The sequence below is a fragment of the Pseudoalteromonas sp. GB43 genome (genome assembly GCF_054923805.1).
Genome location: NZ_JBPCHJ010000002.1, coordinates 595,477 through 614,893, shown reverse-complemented (window position 1 = coordinate 614,893; position 19,417 = coordinate 595,477). Strand labels below are relative to the sequence as shown.

Genomic DNA, 19,417 nt, shown 5'->3' with positions numbered 1-19,417 from the left:
GTACAACGACCTATAAGCAATAAAAAACCCGTGCTAAGCACGGGTTTTCGAAGATAAAGTCCTAATACTGCTCAGGACTTGCATTGTTGAATTACTCGTTTACCACACTTTTAAGTGGGTTTACTGGCTTTGCATTGTCATCCAGTAAGTTCATGTCAAAGTCAAACTCATCAACACGAATCGCTTTTTCACGTTTCTTGTTGTAATCAATCAGTTTTGCATACTCTTCTTCGTTGATAACACTTGCAACAAGTGCATTATCAAGCGTTTCTGCAAAACGAACACCCGGCTTAATAGTTTTAGCACGCAGTGCTTTTTTAACTTTTGCAAGTAAATCAAGGCACGCCATTTTCGCTTTGTACGCTTGCTCATTGATGTAATGACCATCACCTTCAATTGGGTTAACCAAGTGAGTGATTTGCGCTTTAAATGCCGTATCCATTTGCGCTTGAGTCGCTAGTTCACGGATTAAATCATCGCTGATTTTAGGCATTTTCATTGAGTAGTTCATCGTAATGAAACGCATAAACTTACGAGTACCACTTGCAGGGAAGTTATCTAAGAACTTATGCAATGCTTCTTCAGCGCTTTGTAGTGCAAAGCGAGTCGCATAGTGGAAGTAAGGCGCAGCTTGCTCACGTTCACTGCTTGCTACTTTTTGCTCGTAGTATTTAATTGATGCCATAGCAGCGTATAAGAAGCTCATTACGTCGCCTAAACGTGCAGATAACATTTCTGCTTGCTTAAGTTTGCCGCCCAGAACCAATAACGAGAAGTCAGCGTAAACTGCAAGTTTTGCAGATAGTTTGTGCGCTGCTTTTTCGTAAGCACGTACTTCTGGTAGTGACGATTTAGCACCCGCAGTAAACGGTAATACACCTAAACGGAAAGCTCGTAAGCTGTTAGCTACGCTGTAACCCACTGTTTTACGTAAAATGCTGTTGAATTCTTTATCTGCATTTTTGTCTTCGCTGTGGATAGACTCAACCATAGATTGCAGGTAAGGGTGACAACGCATTACACCTTGACCAAAAATCATAAGGTTACGAGTAAGAATGTTTGCACCTTCAACCGTGATTGCGATTGGTTGTGCAACATAACCACTTGCTAATGTATTTTGCGGACCATTTTGAATTGCTTTACCTGCTTGAATATCCATTGCTGAATCAAGCACGTTACGACCGATTTCTGTCATGTGGTATTTAGCAATCGCAGTGACTACAGATGGTTTTAAGCCCATGCCTAAACCTTCTGTTGTTAATACACGCATTGCTTCTTGAAGGTAAGTTTTACCTGCGATATCAGCAAGCTTCTCTTGGATACCTTCGAATTGACCAATCGCCAGACCAAACTGCTCACGCACTGCTGCGTACTCAGAAGCACCTTTGAATGCCACTTGTGATGAGCTAACACCTAGTGCTGGTAACGAAATACCACGGCCTGCACCTAAACAGCTAACCAGCATTTGCCAGCCACGACCGATGTTCTTTTGACCACCAATGATGAAGTCCATTGGTACAAATACTTTTTCACCGCGAGTCGTACCGTTGTAAAAACGGATACCCATAGGATCATGACGATTACCAAGTTCAACACCAGGGTGATCTTTAGGAATTAGCGCACAGGTAATACCGAGGTTTTCTTTGCCACCGAGTAAACCATCAGGGTCAACTACTTTAAATGCTAAACCTAATACTGTCGCAATTGGCGCAAGTGTGATATAGCGTTTGTCCCAGGTAATTTCTAAACCTAACACTTCTTCGCCATTAAACTGACCACGTTTAACAACACCGATATCTGGAATACCACCCGCATCTGAACCCGCTTCTGGGCTAGTTAGTGCGAAACAAGGAATGTCGCGACCATTTGCAAGACGTGGTAAGTAGTGATTCTGTTGCTCTTTAGTACCAAAGTGAAGTAATAGCTCACCTGTAATTTAATGAATTAGGAACCATCACGGTTACCGCAACCGCAGAACTCTTAGTCGCGATAGTCGCAACGATTGTTGAATTTGCATATGGGCTGAATTCTAAACCGCCGAATGATTTAGGAATGATAAGCGAGAAAAAGCGCTCTTTTTTCAAGAAATCAAGAATGTAGTCAGGAAGATGAACACCATTTTGAATTTCAGAATCATCAATCATTGATAATAATTCTTTCACTGGGCCATCTAAGAATGCTTGCTCTTCAGCGCTCAGCTTAGCTGCTGGCACGTCACGAAGTGCATCGAAATCAGGTTTACCTTGGTAGATTGAACCTTCTAACCAAACATCACCCGCATCTAACGCTTCTTGTTCTGTAATTGAAATACTAGGTAATACTTTTTTTAATTTTGTACGTAAGCTCATAATAAACTCATCCGACCAGATAGTAATACCTACATTACGTCATAAAATAAGCAATAGATCAATTGGTCCAACCAGTTTTTTTAACATTTTTTTATATTTATTTTTTCTTTGCATGCTAAGCACTTGAATACAATGGGTTTACACGTGTAAGCTCAAACGCTATTTTTTATCCCAAAATGGTTAACAACTAAAGGCTGACAATAAAAAGCCCAACTAAAAAGTTGGGCTTAGGTGTAAATGCTGAAGGAATGCTTTATAGCTCATCCTCGATAGGGAATAACGAAATAAACCACACTTGAAAACGTCGCCAAGAAGACGTTTGTGGCTCTTCATCAAATTGCTCATTACTCACTGTGTCGAGCCAAACTAAATCATCATCCTTTAAATCAACTTTCCAAGCATACTCAGCCATATCAGTATCAACCCACTTTGATAGTGATCGACTTAATTTAGAGCTGTTGATCAATACACCCATTTCAGTATTTAAATCAAGTGAGCGAGGGTCAAGGTTCATGGTACCGACAAAGATCTTTTCATCATCAAAGGTCATGGTTTTTGCGTGTAGGCTTGCTTGTGATGACCCAGTAACCTTACGCCCTGCTTTGCGCTTAACGGTCATCAAGTCACTTGGCTTTAATTCCCAAAGTTTTACCCCTCCAGAAATTAAATCTTTGCGGTACTTTTTATATCCTGCATGCACAGCTGAGACATCCGTGGCGGCTAGTGAATTTGTTAGCACAGTAACGTTAACGCCCTGCCGCACCCAGTATGTTAGCAACTTAACGCCTTGCTCTTTGGGAATAAAGTAAGGCGAAATAATAATAACTCTTTGCTCTGGTTGCCCCAGCCTTTGAAGTAAACGTGGCGACATATTTGACGACTTTTCACGCACATCATTTAAAACCTTATCAGGATGGTCAAAAAACAGCTCTGAGGTTTGCCAGTCAAATGTAATTTCGTCATCAAGTAAGCGTTTAACAAACTCGCTTTCATGCAGCTGCTGAACATAATTGCTCTGTCGGTTTTGTTCAACATAGCTCGACAATGTTTTAGTGATATCTATGAGTGATTGTTCATCACGTTTACCGTGTAAATCTTCAACTGGGTAAGACAATTGATGATTCCAATATAAATCAAATGCTTTTGATGCATTTGGAACAATTTCACCAACACTCATAACATCTAAATCAATAAACTCAGAATGATCTTCAGCCGAAAAGTACGCATTACCAATGTTTCGCCCACCAGTAATAAAAATACGATTATCGACTATAAAGCTCTTATTATGCATGCGCCTAGAAAGCTGTCTAAAGTTGGTAATAAAGCCGAGCGCCCTAAAACGACGGTTAGGAAATGGATTAAATAATCGAACTTCAATATTTGGATGTACAGCCAGTGCGGCTAAATCAAGCTCACTGTCGGCTTGCGATAAGTCATCGAGCAACAAGCGAATTCTTACCCCCCTATCTGCGGCTTTTAATAAAAAGGCCGTAAATAAAATGGTGGTTTGCTGCCTGTGGTATAAATAGTACTGCACATCAATGGTGTGCTCTGCAGAATCAATGAGCGCCAACCTAGCTACAAAGGCATCGACCCCATCTGCTAAAGGATAAAACCCTGATAACCCAGGATGATTATTACCCACTGCATCTCCTATGGTACTGGGTGTATCTGCTGCAATGGCATAGCTTGGTTGAATGGACTCTCGTGAAGGTAATTGCGCGCAGCCCGCGGTGATTAAAATGAGTACTGCACAAAAAAGTGATTTTGAAGAGTCTATTATCATGGCTTCCTACCAATGACCGTGTGATACACGTATCTGCTTTGTTATAACCCTAATAAATGAAGGGGTTAAAAGCAAATAAAAACTCGTAAGTATGGGGATTAATTAGAACAATTAAACAAAGGAAAAATTGTTAAGCACGCATGCTTAAGAGCAAGTAATTACGCTACTTGCTCAGTGATATCTGCAATTTCGATCAGTTTGCGATTAAGAATTTTTTTACAACAACCGCAACACTTGCCGCACTGGCTACCCACTTGCAGCTCTTTTGATAAATCGCGCATCGTCATAGCGCCATCATCAATTGTTTGTTCGATTTTTTTATCAGTCACACCATGACATAAACAGATATACATGAATGCAAACCACTCTCATTTCTCTTGATGGTCAGCATATTAATCTAAACGGTAATAGTTCGCAATAGTGTTATAGGCAATATTTGCATAACTTTTATACTGAAATTTCATAAATGGCACACAACTAAAAATTTTCCCTTATGATTTGGGCAGTTAGTTAAAGGCGAGTAAAGAAAAAATTTCTAACTTTTTTGAGGGGTGGTTAGTGTTGCAGTTGAAAGAAAAAGAGAGGATGGCTCAGATACAGAGCATTAGGCGATGAAAAAACAAAGAACCCAACACTTCAACAACTGGAAAAACACGCGCCTTGATTATGGGAAGAGCAACTCGTCCTTAGCTGCTTTTAAAAGTTCATCCCATCCCTCAGGTGGATGACCAGAATTTAACATCTTTTCGAATACTTTGTAGGCATCGGTTTTACTACCGTATGCACGTTTATTATTTTCATCATTGACCCATGCATAAACGATGATTTTTGACCCTAAATGATATCGAAAAAACAAACGGTATTGTTGGAAGAACTTTGCTCGAAACCAGTGCTTGTTATCATCACCTAATGTGCTTCCTTGGCGAAACTCAGGGCTGGTAGGATCATGCGGTATGAGTTCAAAGATTAACCGTTGAATAGCGGCTAATCGTTTCGTTGCATTTTTTTTAAGGTGCCCTTTGGATCTTTATTCCGAAGAGCCTCAACTTGTGTTTTAAGGCTTATGTATTGCTCTTTAAACAATGGATGAGTGTAAAGTGTCTAACCATTTACGACCATTGGTATCGTTTTTTGCAAACTTACTCGTCCTCATCCAATAACGGAGCATCTAAATCGATTTCTACACCTTCAATCAACACATCAACGTTTTCTCGCATACTTGCTGATAACGGTTCTATTCTTTCAGGATGAGCCTGCATATCACGCGCTATGAATGATAAAAACTCGCCAAGTACAGGATCGCTTTCTTGCACTGCTGCACGCGAAATAACAACGCTGCCATCAGATTGAATCGTGTATTTAATTTTATCTTTTTTACCTAAGTGCAACGCCTTACGAACAGGGCTAGGCACCGTAGTTTGAAAACGGTCTGTCAATGTTGATTCAGTTTCTAAAACAACTTGTGCCATAACAACCTCTGTCTTTTATTTGCTTCATCAGCTTTGATTTTAGTACGAACGAACAGGCAATGAAAATGCATTACCCTTTAAAAATGAGCTAGAAAATACTCAAGTTGCTTAATGCTGTAAGGGGGGACTTGTCTAGACCTCAGCTAGCTGAGTGTGCGCTCATTCCCTTACGGTGTAACATGATACAAAGCACCTGCAAACTCTAATCGTAGTAGCCTAGCCATCCTTGCACGTATCAATCTTGGTTAGTTAATAACTAAAAATTAGGCTTCAATATGCTAAAGGGCAAAAAGAAAGACCTGAGCCTGTTGGCTACTCGTTATGATAAATAAACCATTTTTAAATAACACAACAAAGCCAACCCTTTAGTTGGTAATAAGGCACTGCGTTTGCTATTTTACCCCTAATACTAAATATGTAATCGAGGACACATGGAAGCGCCTACTTTTGAATTAACCCGTGATAACTTTAACTCAATCTTTTTTCAGACTTTCATAAAAACGAAAGTGCAACCTGAAATACCTATCATAAGATGCGCAGTGCCTTTACCGAAAGCACAGAAATTCAAGGCAAAATTAATTACTGCCGTTATTTTCATTATTGCATGTCACCTTGTTTGGAAAACACAATCCGGTGCAGGTGCAATTGCCGCTGTGGTCATTACTTATCTCAGTTATTTTTTAATTCAGATGTTTATTGCCAATAAGCGTTATTTCATCCATGAATCTCCCTTGTGCGAAATTAAAATAAACAAAGAAGAGGTTTACCTGCCTGCACTTTTATTCGATGACAGAAAAGCACGAACACTTAAAAGAGAAGATTTACTTAATGTTGAGGACGTATGGAATTTTACACGCACCAAAAGCGGGTACGATATTAACGATCCACAACCTAGGCGTGCCTATCTATTTTCTGTTATTTTTAAAACTCGCTATGGTGATTCAATTCCTTTAAATGACTGGAGCTTAGAACATCCTGAGCTTTTCAAGACACTTGTTGAGTATGATTACCCAGTAACTATGATCAGAACAGCCAAACGCGGGTCACCAATAACAGTTCACATAAAATGGTTCTTCCTATTTACCTTTATATGTACTCTCATCTACTCACTTATAAAGTATGTAATTTAGCGGACTTATAAATATGCAATTGGCAAAGTAACTGCGAACAAGCGCTTTGCCTTAAACTTACGCTTTATTGTTAAACAGCATACCAGAGTGATTACTAGAAGTAGGAGCAAACAATGAGTTTATCATCGTAGAAACATTACTTTTTACGGCAAGCTGGACTGCATTTATTTCTTCATCAAGTTGTTTATTAAGCTCTAGTAACTCACTTTCTCGTTGTTCTGGAGCTAGGTCTTTATTGCTTTTTAAACTATTAATCTTATTTTGTAACTCCTTTATTTTTACTACTAGCTCTTGTTGTGTTTGTGATGTCTTTGGTTGAGCCTCAACTTCCGGTTCAGAATCAACGCCCGCTTCTTGTTGTTTAGAGCCTTGAAGGTTTGTTGCTCTTTCACTTGCTGGGTTTAGCTCATTTTTATTTTGCTGATCTAATAATGGCTCTTTTAGGAATGAAGATGTGTACGAAGTTAGCTGCATAGTTTTCCTATCGTTAATTTTTTGGCGTTTAGCTATAAACTTTTTAAAATCAAACTAGATGCACGATCCGTACCCATTTGAAACCCAAAAGCCATTATACGGCTAAATATGTAAAATCCTCTAAAGTTAGCGTTATTAAACTTTAACTTTTGAATCCTCATTTCAAATAAACCAACACTAAAGAACTGCTTTTTAACTTTTAAACAACCTTTTTTGATTCTTTTTTTAAACACCGCCCGTACGCCTTATTGAAGTGGACACGTCGTAACGTCCGAACATACAAAGATATAAGGAACAACGATGAAATACATACTCCTGGCTAGCAGCTTACTTTTTCTCACCGCGTGTAGCGATGATGATGACGATAATACCGAAGTTGTTACCCCACCCCCAGTTCAAGAATTCACTCCAAGTAAAACCTATTCTGTAACTTTAAGTGGCAAACAAGAAGTGCCAATGAATGGCTCAATGCAAACAGCGACTGCAACGGTAGAGCTTGACGAAAGTTTAATGCAATTTCGTGCAACACTTGATGCAAGCTCAGTCGAAGGTTTTAGCGCAGCACACATACACGACGGCGATTTAGGCGCTAATGGTGATGTTGCTTTTGCATTTGAAGCCACTACCGATGGTATGTATGAAGTCGCAATTACCGACCTTGATGAAAGCCTAATTGCTGATTTAATGGATGGCGATTGGTATATAAACCTTCATACTGAACAGTATGCAAGCGGTGAACTTCGTGCGCAAATTGTGCCAGATACAACGAGTATCATCACGTTTGTTTTAAATGGCGATCAGCAAGTGCCTATGAACGACAGTGACGCAATGGGTTATGGCTATGCATCTTATGATAGCGCCACGACAGAATTACGGCTTCGCGCGGTGACTATGGGTGTTGATGACGCAACAGCAGCTCATATCCACACGGGTAAATTAGGCTCAAATGGTGACGTATTCGTAACTTTAGAGCAAGACGACGAAGTCATGACTGACTGGGTTGTACCAGAAGATACCATGATAGACAGCGACACTCTGGCAGTACTTCTAGACGGCGGTCACTATGTTAATGTTCATACGCCTGAATTTGCCGGTGGCGAAATTCGCGGCCAAATCTTAACAGACAACTATGCAGTTGCGACCTTTGACTTAAGTGGTAATCAAGAAGTGCCTATGGTCAGCACCATGGCTGATGGTGATGGTTATGCCCTTGTTGATACAACAGACTACAGCGTAGAGCTTACTGTTGTAACATCAGGCTTAGACGATGCAAGTGCTGCGCATATTCATACAGGTCGTATCGGGACTAATGGCGATGTATTAGTGGCTCTTGAACAATCAATGGACGACAGTAACGTCTGGATGACACCAAGCAACACACAAATCAACGCGGATATTTTTGCAGTGCTGGCTTCTGGCGGTCACTATGTCAATGTTCATACACCTGCTAATGCTGGCGGCGAGCTTCGTGGGCAAATCCTAGCCAGTAACTATGGTTTTACGAGCTTTAAACTAAGCGGTGAGCAAGAAGTTCCTGCTGTCGAATCTGATGCAAGTGGTGAAGGTTATGCATTAATTAACATGGATAACTATGGCTTAGAGCTATTAGTAAACACAATGGGTGTTGATGATGCGACAGGTGCACACATTCATACTGGACCAATTGGCACCAATGGCGACGTTCTAGTAGCGCTTGAGCAGTCAACAACTGATGCAGGCATGTGGATGACGCCAGCAAATACCATGATCAACGCAGAGATCTTCGAGGTACTTGCATCAGGTGGTCATTACGTTAACGTACATACACCTGCTAACACGGGTGGCGAAATTAGAGGTCAGATCCTAACAGATAACTATCAACTCGTTACTTTCCCACTTAGTGGTATGCAAGAAGTTCCAGCGGTTGATACGATGGCATCAGGTAGTGGTTATGCATTAGTTAACATGAATAACTACCATCTAGAATTAAGAGCGTTAACCGAAGGTGTGAGTGATGCCACTGCAGCCCACATTCATACGGGTCGTATAGGCACCAATGGCGACGTTCTTGCTGCGTTAGAGCAATCAAGCGATAACATGAACTTATGGCAAACACCTGAAAATACCATGATTAATGCAGATATTTTTGCAGTACTTGCATCAGGTGGTCATTACGTTAATGTGCATACTCCTGCTAACCCAAGTGGCGAACTTCGCGGTCAAATCCTTACCGACAACTATGTGTTTGTCACCTTTCCGCTAAGTGGTGAACAAGAAGTACCTGCGGTCATAACGGATGCATCTGGCGATGGTTATGCGCTAGTGAATACCAATGATTACAGTGTTGAGTTGCAAGTGCTTACATCAGGTGTAAGCGATGCAACTGCTGCCCATATTCATACCGGTGTAGCAGGTGAAAATGGCCCTGTGTTAACTCCACTTGTACAAGACAGTGATGATATGAATCGCTGGATGAGTAGCACAGGCTTAATGATAGACGCCGATATCTTTTCAGTTTTAGCCTCAGGCGGTCATTATGTAAACATTCATACCCCTGCAAACCCAAGCGGTGAGATACGAGGCCAAATTCAATAAATATTAAATACAGAGGCCAACATACTTGGCCTCTTTTACTTACCTTTCAAGCTCAATTAATTTCACAATAACATCCCTCGGCGTCTGAATTAATAAACTGGCTATTAAAACCCGCTCGTAAGTTTGCAATTACTAACTCAACAAAGCCATTTTGACTTGAACACGCGAGTCCTTTTGATAATGGCCCTGCATACACAAGCTGTTGATTTTCAGAAACAAGTACTGCGGCAGGTTGAGCGGGTAATATTGCAGCAACCGCAGATGTTGGTTTAAGTTTTATTACTTCAATACCTTGCTCTGCTGCATAGCTGCTAAGGCTTGTTATGTGCGGTTGTGAGCGCTCTGAGCATACACAGGTATTTTCATCAATAATGTACAAGGTATCTGTATTTGTGATGCCAAGTCCCATACTTTGTTGAAATGTAGTCAGCCAGTTAGCTGTTGCCAGCTTTTTATCTGGATCAAAGGTGCTTGCTTGTTGATAATAAGCAAATACCAAGGCTAATGCCACAGAGGCAACCCAAAGTAGAGTTGCCATTATCAGCCATTTGCTATTTGAATTTAGCAATACCTTGCTCCAGTACATCGATACTTACATCAATTAACTGTACGCGATCGGTGAGTTTTTCAATCATCAAGTTGTCGTTGGCTTGGTTAGCAATTAAGGCTTGTGAATTATCGGCAATAGCACGCGTATTACCCGCTTGATTTTGCACTACATGTGCAACCGATTGTGAGCTGCTTGCAGCAACATTCACCTGCTCTGTCATCTCGGTAATTTGCAGTTTCATCTGCGAACTAATTGCTGATAACTGCTCTATAAGCGCAACACTACCTTGCATCGACTTGGTTGATGAGGCGCTGTTTTGCATCAAGCTTTCAAGCGTATTGGTGATTTTATCTGTGGTGTTTTTGCTGCGTGTTGCTAAGTTTCTCACTTCATCAGCCACCACCGCAAAGCCACGGCCTTGTTCACCAGCACGCGCAGCTTCAATTGCAGCGTTTAGTGCAAGTAAGTTTGTTTGCTCAGCAATTGACGATATTTCATTGAGTAATTCTGAGATATGCGAACATGCACTCACCAGTTGGCTAATATTTTGGTCAGCCTCTTGAAGGTTATTAGCAAGCTCCGCCGTTTTGCTGTCGGTATTCGCCACTTCATTGAGTGCCTCTGTGGCACTTAAATGGAGCTGCTCAAACTGTGTTTGTAGTTCATTACTTTCTTGTTCAACATGGGCAAAGCCTTCGGCGACACGTTCACCCGACTGTGCGATATCCGTCGATAACTGCTCACGATGAAGTGCTTGCTCATGTAACTCGTCGTGTACTTCAAGTAATTGTTTAGACTGATTTTTTAAAACACTACTTTGGCTTTGAACATCACCTATCACACTCGATACAAAACCCAGTAAACGGTTAAAACCCGCTACAGCTTCACTGTGACTATCATCCGCTCTTAAACTAATATTAATGCTGTTTTCGTCAGCCATTATCTGCTCAGTCGTTGTGCTTAACGATAAGCCAGAACTGCGTTCGCGGTGAAGGGTTTTAGCAATGTAACCCGCTACAATTGCTTCAACAATGGCATACACGGCATGAATAAGTACGGTGCTAAAATATAATCTGTCTGGGTCAAAAACGTATAAGCCTACTTCGTTAATCTGTGAAAAGTAAAAGCTCAAATGGTGAACGGCCACAAAAGCAAGTGCAGTTATAAACACGCGCCATTCAACAAACATGATCAATACGGCCATTAAAATGAAAATTTCAAAATGTACTTCAATGAGGCCGTAGCTTTGTTGGATGTGTAAAAACGAAAACATCATGCAACCGGCAGCTACAACATGAGCCGTTAATTTGCTCGTTGGGTATTGATGGAGCATCCAAAGTGGTAAAGACAGCAATAATAAACCCGTTACCACACCGGTAATTAGGGTCGAATAGATAAAGCCTAAAACCAAAGACTCAACAAACAATAAAAGGAACAAATAAGTAAAAAGGCGGCGCACACTCGTCATAGATAAAGCCTTAATTATTAAATAATTTACAAAAATACAATTAATCGAGCCAATACGGTTCGAACCGCATCGTGGTTCACTTTATTAATTGCAATAATGCTCTAAATTGATCGGTCCCTGCTTTTTCTAGCCATTGAAATATCACACTTTCTGCACAGGTAATAATAGCACCTGCTGCCAATAACTGCTTAATTGCTAACTCTTTGTGTTTTTCGTTGCGTGATGCAATGGCATCTTCAACCACAAACACCTGATAACCTTTGGCAATTAAGTCTAAACAGGTTTGCAGTACACACACATGCGATTCTGTACCCGTCACCACTATTTGCTTACGATTGAAGCCAGCTAATTGTTGGTTAAATTGCGCTTCTTGGCATGCGCTAAAATGTATTTTGTGATAGCAATTATTACCATTTATGAAGGGTAAAAGCTGTTCACTACTTTTACCTAACTTGGTTGGGTTTTGTTCAGTAAATAAATACGGAATGTCTAAAGCTTTAGCTGCATTTATCAACTTTTCGGTGTAATTAACAGCTTGGCCAAAGTCGCTTATGACAGGCTCAAGCCCTGCTTGAAGGTCAATAATTAATAACAAGGCATGATTCTTTTGACTTATAAATGAATGACGCATAACTTTCCCTTAGGTTGCCTATGGGCTATTTATAGCACAGCTAACACTATGTTGTACCTTAATTAAACATTTACTAATTTATCTTTTCAGCTGACTCAATAACATTCATAATTGTGCTATATTTTGTTAAAAATTATATGCAAATAATAATTTAGGGTTAATCAGTCGGTGCCTAAACTTTTTCTTTTGATATTCAATTTGCTGTTCTTCACGCTCACCTTTTCAGTGAATGCACAAAACTATGCTTTGCAAATGCAGCGGATCTCTACAGATGAAGGGTTAACCCAAGGTAGTGTAACTAAAATCGTGCAAGATGATTTAGGCTTTATTTGGGTTGGCACTTATCAAGGATTAAATAGATATGACGGCTATCAAGTAGCCGCTTTTGCTGGCGAATATATGCTTGATCAACGACAGATCACTTTTATGACTAAAACCAGTGATGGCAAGATTTTTGTGAGTACTGAGTTTTCAGGTGCTTACTTCATAAACCCAAAAACACTCAGTGTCGAAAAAGTATATTCAGGAAAACTAACCCCTGAAGATGTTTATTTTTCCCCTATTCTTGCACTCGAAGAAGATGACAACCATTTCTTTTTCGCAATCAATCAGCACCTTTATTCTTACCATAAGCAAACCAAAAAGTTTTTGCATGAGTTTTCAATCGATAAGCAAGATGACTTTATTCGTGCTTTAGCTCTGCATGATAATTTTTTATACATTGGAACAACCGCAGGACTTTTTTCAAAAAACTTAGTGGATGATCATGTTTCTCGTATTGAGCTTGCTGATGAAAATAAATTAAATAACGATAATAAAAACGCAAAATTTTTGCACCTTGATCCTCAATTAGGTCTGTTAGTTGGTACAGTCGAAGGAATGTACAACATTCCATTTAATGCAGATAAACTTCTCGCAGTAGATAAAACCAAACTATTGGTTCCTGAATTAAATATTTGGGATTTCGCATCTAGTAAATTTGGTGAGTATATTGTCACTGAAAAAGGCTTATTCGAATTTAATAGGGAAACTCTATCCGCCGAATTTATTTTGAGCTATGAGCAAAGTAAATTTTTAATGACCGACAATACAATTGTCGATGTGATGATTGATAAAACAGGATTGCTATGGCTTGCATCTCGTTCGCAGGGAGTTTTTACATGGTCCACCTTAGCAAGGCGTTTTAAGCATATCGAATCAACGTCTACTTCTGGTAATGTCAACAATAGTGTTTGGGCGGTATTGCAAGACAGCGAAAACATTATTTGGATCGGCACCGAAAATGGCATGCTGAAGTATAACCAATTAACAAACTCCATCAGCCCTTACCTAGTTAATGACGATATAAAAGCCTTTCATGGAGAACATGCTGTATATGGCATTGCACAGGCAGAAATAGAACCATCTGAACGCTTTCTGTGGCTTATGAAGTACAGAGGCTTAGCGCTCTTTGATAAGAATCAGCGGTGATTTAGTGCCTTTAAAAGGCAGTAAAGAAGTGATTAATATATTAGAAAATGAGCCAAGTTGGGGCTTTCATACTTTAGGTTCAGATCAATTTGCATTTATTACTCAAGAAAATTTTTATCGCTACAATGGTAAAACAGGTGAATTACGAACTATTAAGGGACTAAAAGAACAAGTCGATATTATCAATGCGCACTCTTTTTTAAAGCCACTCTCGAGTCACCCTAACGACTATTTGTTAAGTATGTCTGGCCATTTGTATCGTTATAATGAGCAAACTGAAAAATTGACACTTGTTTATCAAGTCGAAAACTTTAATCCACTCACATTTTCTGTGATTGATGATTGGGTTATTGACCACAATGATACACTTTGGCTGGCTTCATCTAACGAAGGGTTAATTGCTGTTGACTCTCACTCCTACGCTATTAAACATCGCTTAGGCACTCAATCTGGTCTCAATGCAAAATCAGTGTATGGCTTACAAATCGACCGTTTTGGTTTTTTATGGGCTAGTTCGCAAAATGGCCTGTATAGAATTGATTTAAGTTCAAGAAGTATCAATTCGTATTTTATCCGTGATGGCGTTTTTCAGCTAATGAGTTTAATGTTGATGCCGATGCAACGCTAGACAATGGCCAAATTGGCTTTGGTTCGACAAGGGGCTTATTGTTAATCGCACCTGAAGACTTTTTAACTTCACCAACAGAATTAGATGCGATAAATACTGAAATTACTCATGTTTCTTTGCTCTCTCGCGAGCTGAACTATCATCCATACAAATATATCAATAACCCTCTTCAAATGACTGCTGAAGACATCGGTCTTGAGGTTAGCTTTTCTAACTTTGATACTATCAATAAGGATAAAACAACTTATAAAGTAACTTTAGAGGGACCAACGTCATTAAATTACGACAAATTAACCACTAACAAAGTATTTTTTACCAAGCTACCTCCCGGACAATATATCTTGTCTGTTGCTTCTAACTCCGAGAGCTCCAAAGTCAGTTCAGCAACAAGACAACTACAGTTTAATATTGCCTATGCACCTTGGTCTTCACCAGTTGCGATAACAGGTTATGTGCTGCTCATTTTTGCCATACTCTTTTTCTTTTTTTGGCAATACAGAGCACGTCAACAAGTACTGAATAAAGCGCATGCTGATGTTGTTAAATCGCAACAACAAACTGAATTAGCACTGAGCAGTAACAAAAGTGGGGTATGGGAAGCCAATTTAAGCCAGCAAACGCTTTTAAATAATCGCTTTGTGACAGAGCTGGGTTACCACAAGAGTAACGAGAGTTTAGCCCTCATTGAGTTCCTTGATTTTATTCATCCAGCAGACCGTAGTGCCTACTTAAACCATTGGAATGCCTTTGCAAAACAATCAAATCAAGAACAATGGAATATCACCTACCGTTTAAATCATCAAAATGGTAAGTGGTTATGGTATCAGGACATTGGCCGTGTCGTCGAAGTTGATGAAGCAAATAAGCCAATAAAAGTAACAGGTATCTATACCAACATTACCGAACAAAGAGCAAATGCACTACAAGCAAGTGTGCTCGGTGAAGCTTTCAGCCAGATAAATGACTGGCTTTTAATTTTAGACAGCCAGTTAAAACCATTTTCAGCAAATACAAGCTTCAGTGATACATTTGATATTACAGGCAATATAACTGATCTAACAATTAAGGACTTTGTTCGCACAATAGGTAGGGCTCAGTTCTTAAGATACATCAATGTGTTAAAAACATTAAAACCAAAACAAAACTGGAAAACAGAAGCTTATATACACACTCAAAAAAATCCATCCCACCCTGTTCATATCAGTGTTACTGCAGTTGCGAAAGATAATCAAGCGATTAGTCATTATGTGATTGTTATTTCAGATCTTACAGAACAAAAGCGTGCTGAAGATGAGTTACGTTATTTAGCGAATTACGATCCATTAACGGGCTTACCAAATCGTTCATTAATGCATTCAAAAATCAATAATTGTATAAATCATTCTAAAAAGCATAACAAGTTAGCAGCCTTGTTATTTATTGATTTAGATAAATTTAAGCCAGTGAATGACTCTTTTGGTCATGCTGTTGGTGACCAATTGCTGTGCAATATTACGCAACGTGTAAGTTTACTTTTACCTAATAATGCAACGGTTGGTAGACAAAGTGGCGATGAGTTTTTAGTGTTAGTCAAAGATCTTCATTCGCCTCAAACGTTGAGCGAATTAGTTAAGCAACTTACACAAGAATTAGCAAATAAAGTCATTATTGACGATTTTTCTATCAATATTTCAGCCAGTATTGGGGTTGCACTCTATCCTTTTGATGCTAAAACAGCTGATGAGTTAATACGCAATTCTGATATTGCCATGATGCATGCCAAACAATCTGGGCGAAACAATTTCAAATACTTTACCGAGCAGATGAATAACCAGCTCACTAAAAAGTTATTACTCGAAAATGCGTTAAAAGATGCCTTTAAAGATGATGAGCTTTTTAATAATTATCAGCCAATTGTTAATGCTAAAACGAAGCAAATTAATGGTGTTGAATTATTAATGCGCTGGAAGACAGAACAAGGTTTTATTTCACCTGCTGAGTTTATCCCTATTGCAGAAGAAATTGGTTTAATCGATGTACTTACAGAACAGGCTTTAAATCGAGCTTTAACAGAATTGCAGCCAATTTTAAGATCAAACCCTCGGTTTTACCTTTCTTTAAATGTATCGCCAACGCACATATTAAAGGCGAACTTAACCGAAAGACTCTTGTTGATCCTGAATAATTTTCGCATTAAGCCTGCGCAATTGCGCTTAGAGATTACTGAAAACACCTTACTAGAAGACAAAGATAAAGCCTCAAAGCAGCTACGAAAGTTAAAAAATGCGGGTTTTAAACTATTACTTGATGACTTTGGTACCGGATATTCTTCACTGACTTACCTCAGTCAGTTTCCAATTGACGTCATTAAAATAGACCAAAGTTTTGTGCGCAATATTGGGCATGATCGAAGTAACGAATCAATTATCAAAACAATCCATGCGTTATCCGCTAATTTAGGCCTTTATTGTATTGCCGAAGGCGTTGAAACTACTGAGCAAATTAAATTTTTACAACACATGGGCTGTGATGACTTTCAAGGTTACTACTTTGCAAAACCTATGCTTTCTGAAGACCTACTTGCAGAACAAAACTTGCAATCTATTGTTGCTCGTTTAAAAGAACTTTAAGCCATTTGTTTAAACACGCATATAATTGGTCTTTATTAATTGGCTTTGAGATAAAGTCATCCATGCCAGCAACAAGGCAACGCTGCTGATCCTCTTCAAATGCATTCGCAGTGATGGCAATGATTATAGCCTGACCATACAAGTGCGGGTTCTGTTTTATTTCTTTTGTACATTGATAGCCATCCATATTTGGCATTTGGCAGTCCATAAGGATAATATCAGCTTGATAACTCTGCAGTATCTCAAGTGCTTCAAGGCCGTCATTTGCTTGTTTGAGATTACACTCAGTGGAATGCAGCATCTTTTTCAATACAATTTGATTAACAGGGTTATCTTCAACTAGTAAGATATTCAAACCTGCCAATTGGGGCGTCGTAGCGCTTTGGTTATCCACTGAGGCTGAATTACTAATAATTACAGGCATCGTGATGGTGAACTCACTACCAACGCCTTCTTGACTTGTTAGCTTAAGCTCCCCTGCCATTAACTCAATAATTCGCTTACTAATGGTTAGCCCAAGTCCCGTTCCGCCATATTTACGTGTGGTAGAAATGTCGGCTTGAGTAAACTCGGTAAACAGTTTTGCCTGCTGCTCACTTGAAATCCCGATGCCTGTATCACGAATGCTGATCTGCATTCGGTCATTAACCATAGTACAGCTCATGGTAATGTCGCCCGACTCTGTGAACTTGCCGGCATTACTCAAGATATTATTTATAACTTGGCTAAACCTTAAAGGATCTAAACTGATACAACTTGGTACAGAGTCACTAATGTTAAGCTTAAATGTCACCCCTTTTTTTACGCTTGTACTACTAAACACCTTGGCAATTTGTTCAAGTAACTTAGTTATTTCAACTGCACGATACTCTAACTTTAAAGCACCCGCCTCTATTTTGGAGAAATCTAAAATATCATTTAAAATCAGCAGTAAGTTATTCGCACTTTGATGGATTATCACTAATTCTTCGTGTTCTTCTTCTGCTAAATCTTTATTATCTAGTAACAGCTGAGTCATCCCTAAAATACCATTTAGCGGAGTTCGAATTTCATGACTCATATTAGCCAAAAACTGAGATTTAGTGCGGTTAGCATTATTTGCAGCCCGTACTGCTTCAACCAACTCATTGGTTTTATCATCAACCTGTTTTTCTAGTTGTGCATTAAAGTCTTTCAGTCTTACGTTTAGTAATTCATTTTCGTGGTTCGCTTGATGTAGACGATTGAAGCTCAGTGCGAGCTTATTCGCAAGGCTCGAAAATTGTGATTGCAAGCGGCTCACTTCTAACCAAGTTTGCGGTAAATACGTGTCAGTATCAGCATTTTCTGGCTCAAATTTATCAATTTGTTCAGCAAGTTTGCGTATCGGAGTTGTGAGCCAACGACTTAGTTGAGTGATAAAAACGCTTGTCAGTAAAATAATAAAAATGATCATAACCAATGATTGTCCCCATGCATTTACAGCGACATCATTCGCGTGTTTTCGGTTTAGCATGGTCATAACCATCCAATTATGGTCAGCTAAGCGCGCTTGCTTAGCATAATATTGCTGCTCATTTTGTGCATCAAATATGATAAAACGCTCTTCATTCGCAAATGAATCAATCTCTTCATTGCTTAGTTGTTGCATCTCTTTGAAATCATCGATGGTGCTAAACACAACTTTATTAGCCGCATCGAGTATTAGTAAATCACCTTGATGACTAAATAAACTTGGACGTAAACTAGCAAAGTAATCAAACATCAGCGAGCCTTCGACCACGCCAGTAAACGTATCCTCAATATAAATAGGCGCTGAAACCGCAACAATGGGCAGAGAACCAAAACCACGCCCTTTAAAAATAGTCGAGATATAACCCTGCTTATTGGACGGTGCATGAATAAAGTAATCACGATCTGAAACATTTGCGCGAATGTTTGACTGCTGCAAACTTACAGCTAATGATTGGGGGTAAAAATGAGTAACATCTGCAAAAGCATCAGTGATGATTTGAGTTCTAAAATCTGGGTACAGATTAGCCATATTCTCAAGTGCAACCTGTTTGGGTAGCCCATGAGCAATACTTTTTGCGGTTAGAACCACTCCTTTTTTATGGTGCTCTAAATGCGAATCGATAACTCGCGCTATTTCATTCGCTTTTTCATTAAGTTGAGCGTTAACCTCATACTCTATGCGAGCATAGTGATTGTTAGTCAAAACAATTGAAGTGAGTATTACCACTAAAATGACTAACAAGCTAACCACGTAATTAAGTATTTTATCCAAAGAGGAATAATATT

13 protein-coding genes and 2 pseudogenes are annotated in these 19,417 nt (G+C 39.3%); 5 read left to right on the top strand and 10 right to left on the bottom strand.

The window, feature by feature from the left end; genetic code table 11:
- Positions 1–91: 91 nt before the first annotated feature.
- From ACRWSG_RS20180 to ACRWSG_RS20160, 5 genes and pseudogenes are all read right to left on the bottom strand, one after another.
- A pseudogene (locus ACRWSG_RS20180) lies at positions 92–2,348 on the bottom strand (acyl-CoA dehydrogenase).
- A gap of 253 nt (positions 2,349–2,601) precedes the next feature.
- The gene (locus tag ACRWSG_RS20175; protein WP_462167375.1) at positions 2,602–4,134 is read right to left on the bottom strand and encodes a phospholipase D family protein; all 1,533 of its coding nucleotides are present in this window, start codon (positions 4,132–4,134) and stop codon (positions 2,602–2,604) included.
- A gap of 158 nt (positions 4,135–4,292) precedes the next feature.
- Complete coding sequence (locus tag ACRWSG_RS20170) at positions 4,293–4,487, bottom strand: (2Fe-2S)-binding protein (protein WP_054554573.1); 195 nt, start codon at positions 4,485–4,487, stop codon at positions 4,293–4,295.
- Between the two features lie 311 nt (positions 4,488–4,798).
- Positions 4,799–5,217 (bottom strand): annotated as a pseudogene (locus ACRWSG_RS20165) (type II toxin-antitoxin system YhaV family toxin).
- Between the two features lie 56 nt (positions 5,218–5,273).
- Positions 5,274–5,603, bottom strand: coding sequence for a type II toxin-antitoxin system PrlF family antitoxin (locus ACRWSG_RS20160; protein WP_462167374.1), 330 nt, complete (start codon positions 5,601–5,603; stop codon positions 5,274–5,276).
- A gap of 431 nt (positions 5,604–6,034) precedes the next feature.
- On the opposite strand from ACRWSG_RS20160, the gene ACRWSG_RS20155 reads away from it, so the two are divergent.
- Positions 6,035–6,733: a hypothetical protein gene (locus ACRWSG_RS20155; RefSeq protein ID WP_462167373.1), complete on the top strand. Its 699-nt coding sequence runs from the start codon at positions 6,035–6,037 to the stop codon at positions 6,731–6,733.
- 57 nt (positions 6,734–6,790) lie between these two features.
- Here ACRWSG_RS20155 and ACRWSG_RS20150 read toward each other — a convergent pair whose 3' ends face one another.
- Complete coding sequence (locus ACRWSG_RS20150) at positions 6,791–7,207, bottom strand: hypothetical protein (RefSeq protein WP_199529021.1); 417 nt, start codon at positions 7,205–7,207, stop codon at positions 6,791–6,793.
- A 300-nt stretch (positions 7,208–7,507) separates the two neighbouring features.
- Here ACRWSG_RS20150 and ACRWSG_RS20145 point away from each other — a divergent pair, with 300 nt between their 5' ends.
- The gene (locus ACRWSG_RS20145) at positions 7,508–9,781 is read left to right on the top strand and encodes a CHRD domain-containing protein (RefSeq protein WP_462167372.1); all 2,274 of its coding nucleotides are present in this window, start codon (positions 7,508–7,510) and stop codon (positions 9,779–9,781) included.
- Between the two features lie 52 nt (positions 9,782–9,833).
- On the opposite strand, the gene ACRWSG_RS20140 is transcribed toward ACRWSG_RS20145, so the two are convergent.
- From ACRWSG_RS20140 to ACRWSG_RS20130, 3 genes are all read right to left on the bottom strand, one after another.
- The gene (locus ACRWSG_RS20140; RefSeq protein ID WP_462167371.1) at positions 9,834–10,319 is read right to left on the bottom strand and encodes a DUF6436 domain-containing protein; all 486 of its coding nucleotides are present in this window, start codon (positions 10,317–10,319) and stop codon (positions 9,834–9,836) included.
- 13 nt (positions 10,320–10,332) lie between these two features.
- A complete protein-coding gene (locus ACRWSG_RS20135) occupies positions 10,333–11,799 on the bottom strand; it encodes a methyl-accepting chemotaxis protein (RefSeq protein WP_462167370.1) in 1,467 nt (488 codons plus the stop codon).
- 76 nt (positions 11,800–11,875) lie between these two features.
- Positions 11,876–12,430 carry an isochorismatase family protein gene (locus ACRWSG_RS20130; protein WP_462167369.1) on the bottom strand — a complete coding sequence of 185 codons (555 nt, stop codon included), beginning with the start codon at positions 12,428–12,430 and terminating at the stop codon, positions 11,876–11,878.
- Positions 12,431–12,682: 252 nt separating this feature from the next.
- Here ACRWSG_RS20130 and ACRWSG_RS20125 point away from each other — a divergent pair, with 252 nt between their 5' ends.
- From ACRWSG_RS20125 to ACRWSG_RS20115, 3 genes are read left to right on the top strand one after another with little or no spacing between them, the layout of a single operon-like run.
- Positions 12,683–13,900, top strand: a complete 1,218-nt coding sequence (locus tag ACRWSG_RS20125) for a ligand-binding sensor domain-containing protein (RefSeq protein ID WP_462167368.1) — start codon at positions 12,683–12,685, stop codon at positions 13,898–13,900.
- Positions 13,881–14,528 carry a hypothetical protein gene (locus tag ACRWSG_RS20120; RefSeq protein WP_462167367.1) on the top strand — a complete coding sequence of 216 codons (648 nt, stop codon included), beginning with the start codon at positions 13,881–13,883 and terminating at the stop codon, positions 14,526–14,528. Before ACRWSG_RS20125 ends, ACRWSG_RS20120 begins: the two co-directional genes overlap by 20 nt.
- A 38-nt stretch (positions 14,529–14,566) precedes the next feature.
- Complete coding sequence (locus ACRWSG_RS20115) at positions 14,567–17,137, top strand: sensor domain-containing protein (RefSeq protein ID WP_462167366.1); 2,571 nt, start codon at positions 14,567–14,569, stop codon at positions 17,135–17,137.
- Here the strand turns inward: ACRWSG_RS20115 and ACRWSG_RS20110 are convergent.
- Positions 17,109–19,373, bottom strand: a complete 2,265-nt coding sequence (locus ACRWSG_RS20110; protein WP_462167365.1) for a response regulator — start codon at positions 19,371–19,373, stop codon at positions 17,109–17,111. The genes ACRWSG_RS20115 and ACRWSG_RS20110 overlap by 29 nt on opposite strands.
- Positions 19,374–19,417 lie beyond the last annotated feature (44 nt).

What these genes read in the sequence shown, in the direction of transcription:
- ACRWSG_RS20160 (WP_462167374.1), bottom strand. Translation starts at nt 5,603, where the DNA reads ATGGCACAAGTTGTTTTAGAAACTGAATCAACATTGACAGACCGTTTT.
- ACRWSG_RS20155 (WP_462167373.1), top strand. Translation starts at nt 6,035, where the DNA reads ATGGAAGCGCCTACTTTTGAATTAACCCGTGATAACTTTAACTCAATC.
- ACRWSG_RS20125 (WP_462167368.1), top strand. Translation starts at nt 12,683, where the DNA reads ATGCAGCGGATCTCTACAGATGAAGGGTTAACCCAAGGTAGTGTAACT.
- ACRWSG_RS20130 (WP_462167369.1), bottom strand. Translation starts at nt 12,430, where the DNA reads ATGCGTCATTCATTTATAAGTCAAAAGAATCATGCCTTGTTATTAATT.
- ACRWSG_RS20145 (WP_462167372.1), top strand. Translation starts at nt 7,508, where the DNA reads ATGAAATACATACTCCTGGCTAGCAGCTTACTTTTTCTCACCGCGTGT.
- ACRWSG_RS20175 (WP_462167375.1), bottom strand. Translation starts at nt 4,134, where the DNA reads ATGATAATAGACTCTTCAAAATCACTTTTTTGTGCAGTACTCATTTTA.
- ACRWSG_RS20170 (WP_054554573.1), bottom strand. Translation starts at nt 4,487, where the DNA reads ATGTATATCTGTTTATGTCATGGTGTGACTGATAAAAAAATCGAACAA.
- ACRWSG_RS20135 (WP_462167370.1), bottom strand. Translation starts at nt 11,799, where the DNA reads ATGACGAGTGTGCGCCGCCTTTTTACTTATTTGTTCCTTTTATTGTTT.
- ACRWSG_RS20150 (WP_199529021.1), bottom strand. Translation starts at nt 7,207, where the DNA reads ATGCAGCTAACTTCGTACACATCTTCATTCCTAAAAGAGCCATTATTA.
- ACRWSG_RS20140 (WP_462167371.1), bottom strand. Translation starts at nt 10,319, where the DNA reads ATGGCAACTCTACTTTGGGTTGCCTCTGTGGCATTAGCCTTGGTATTT.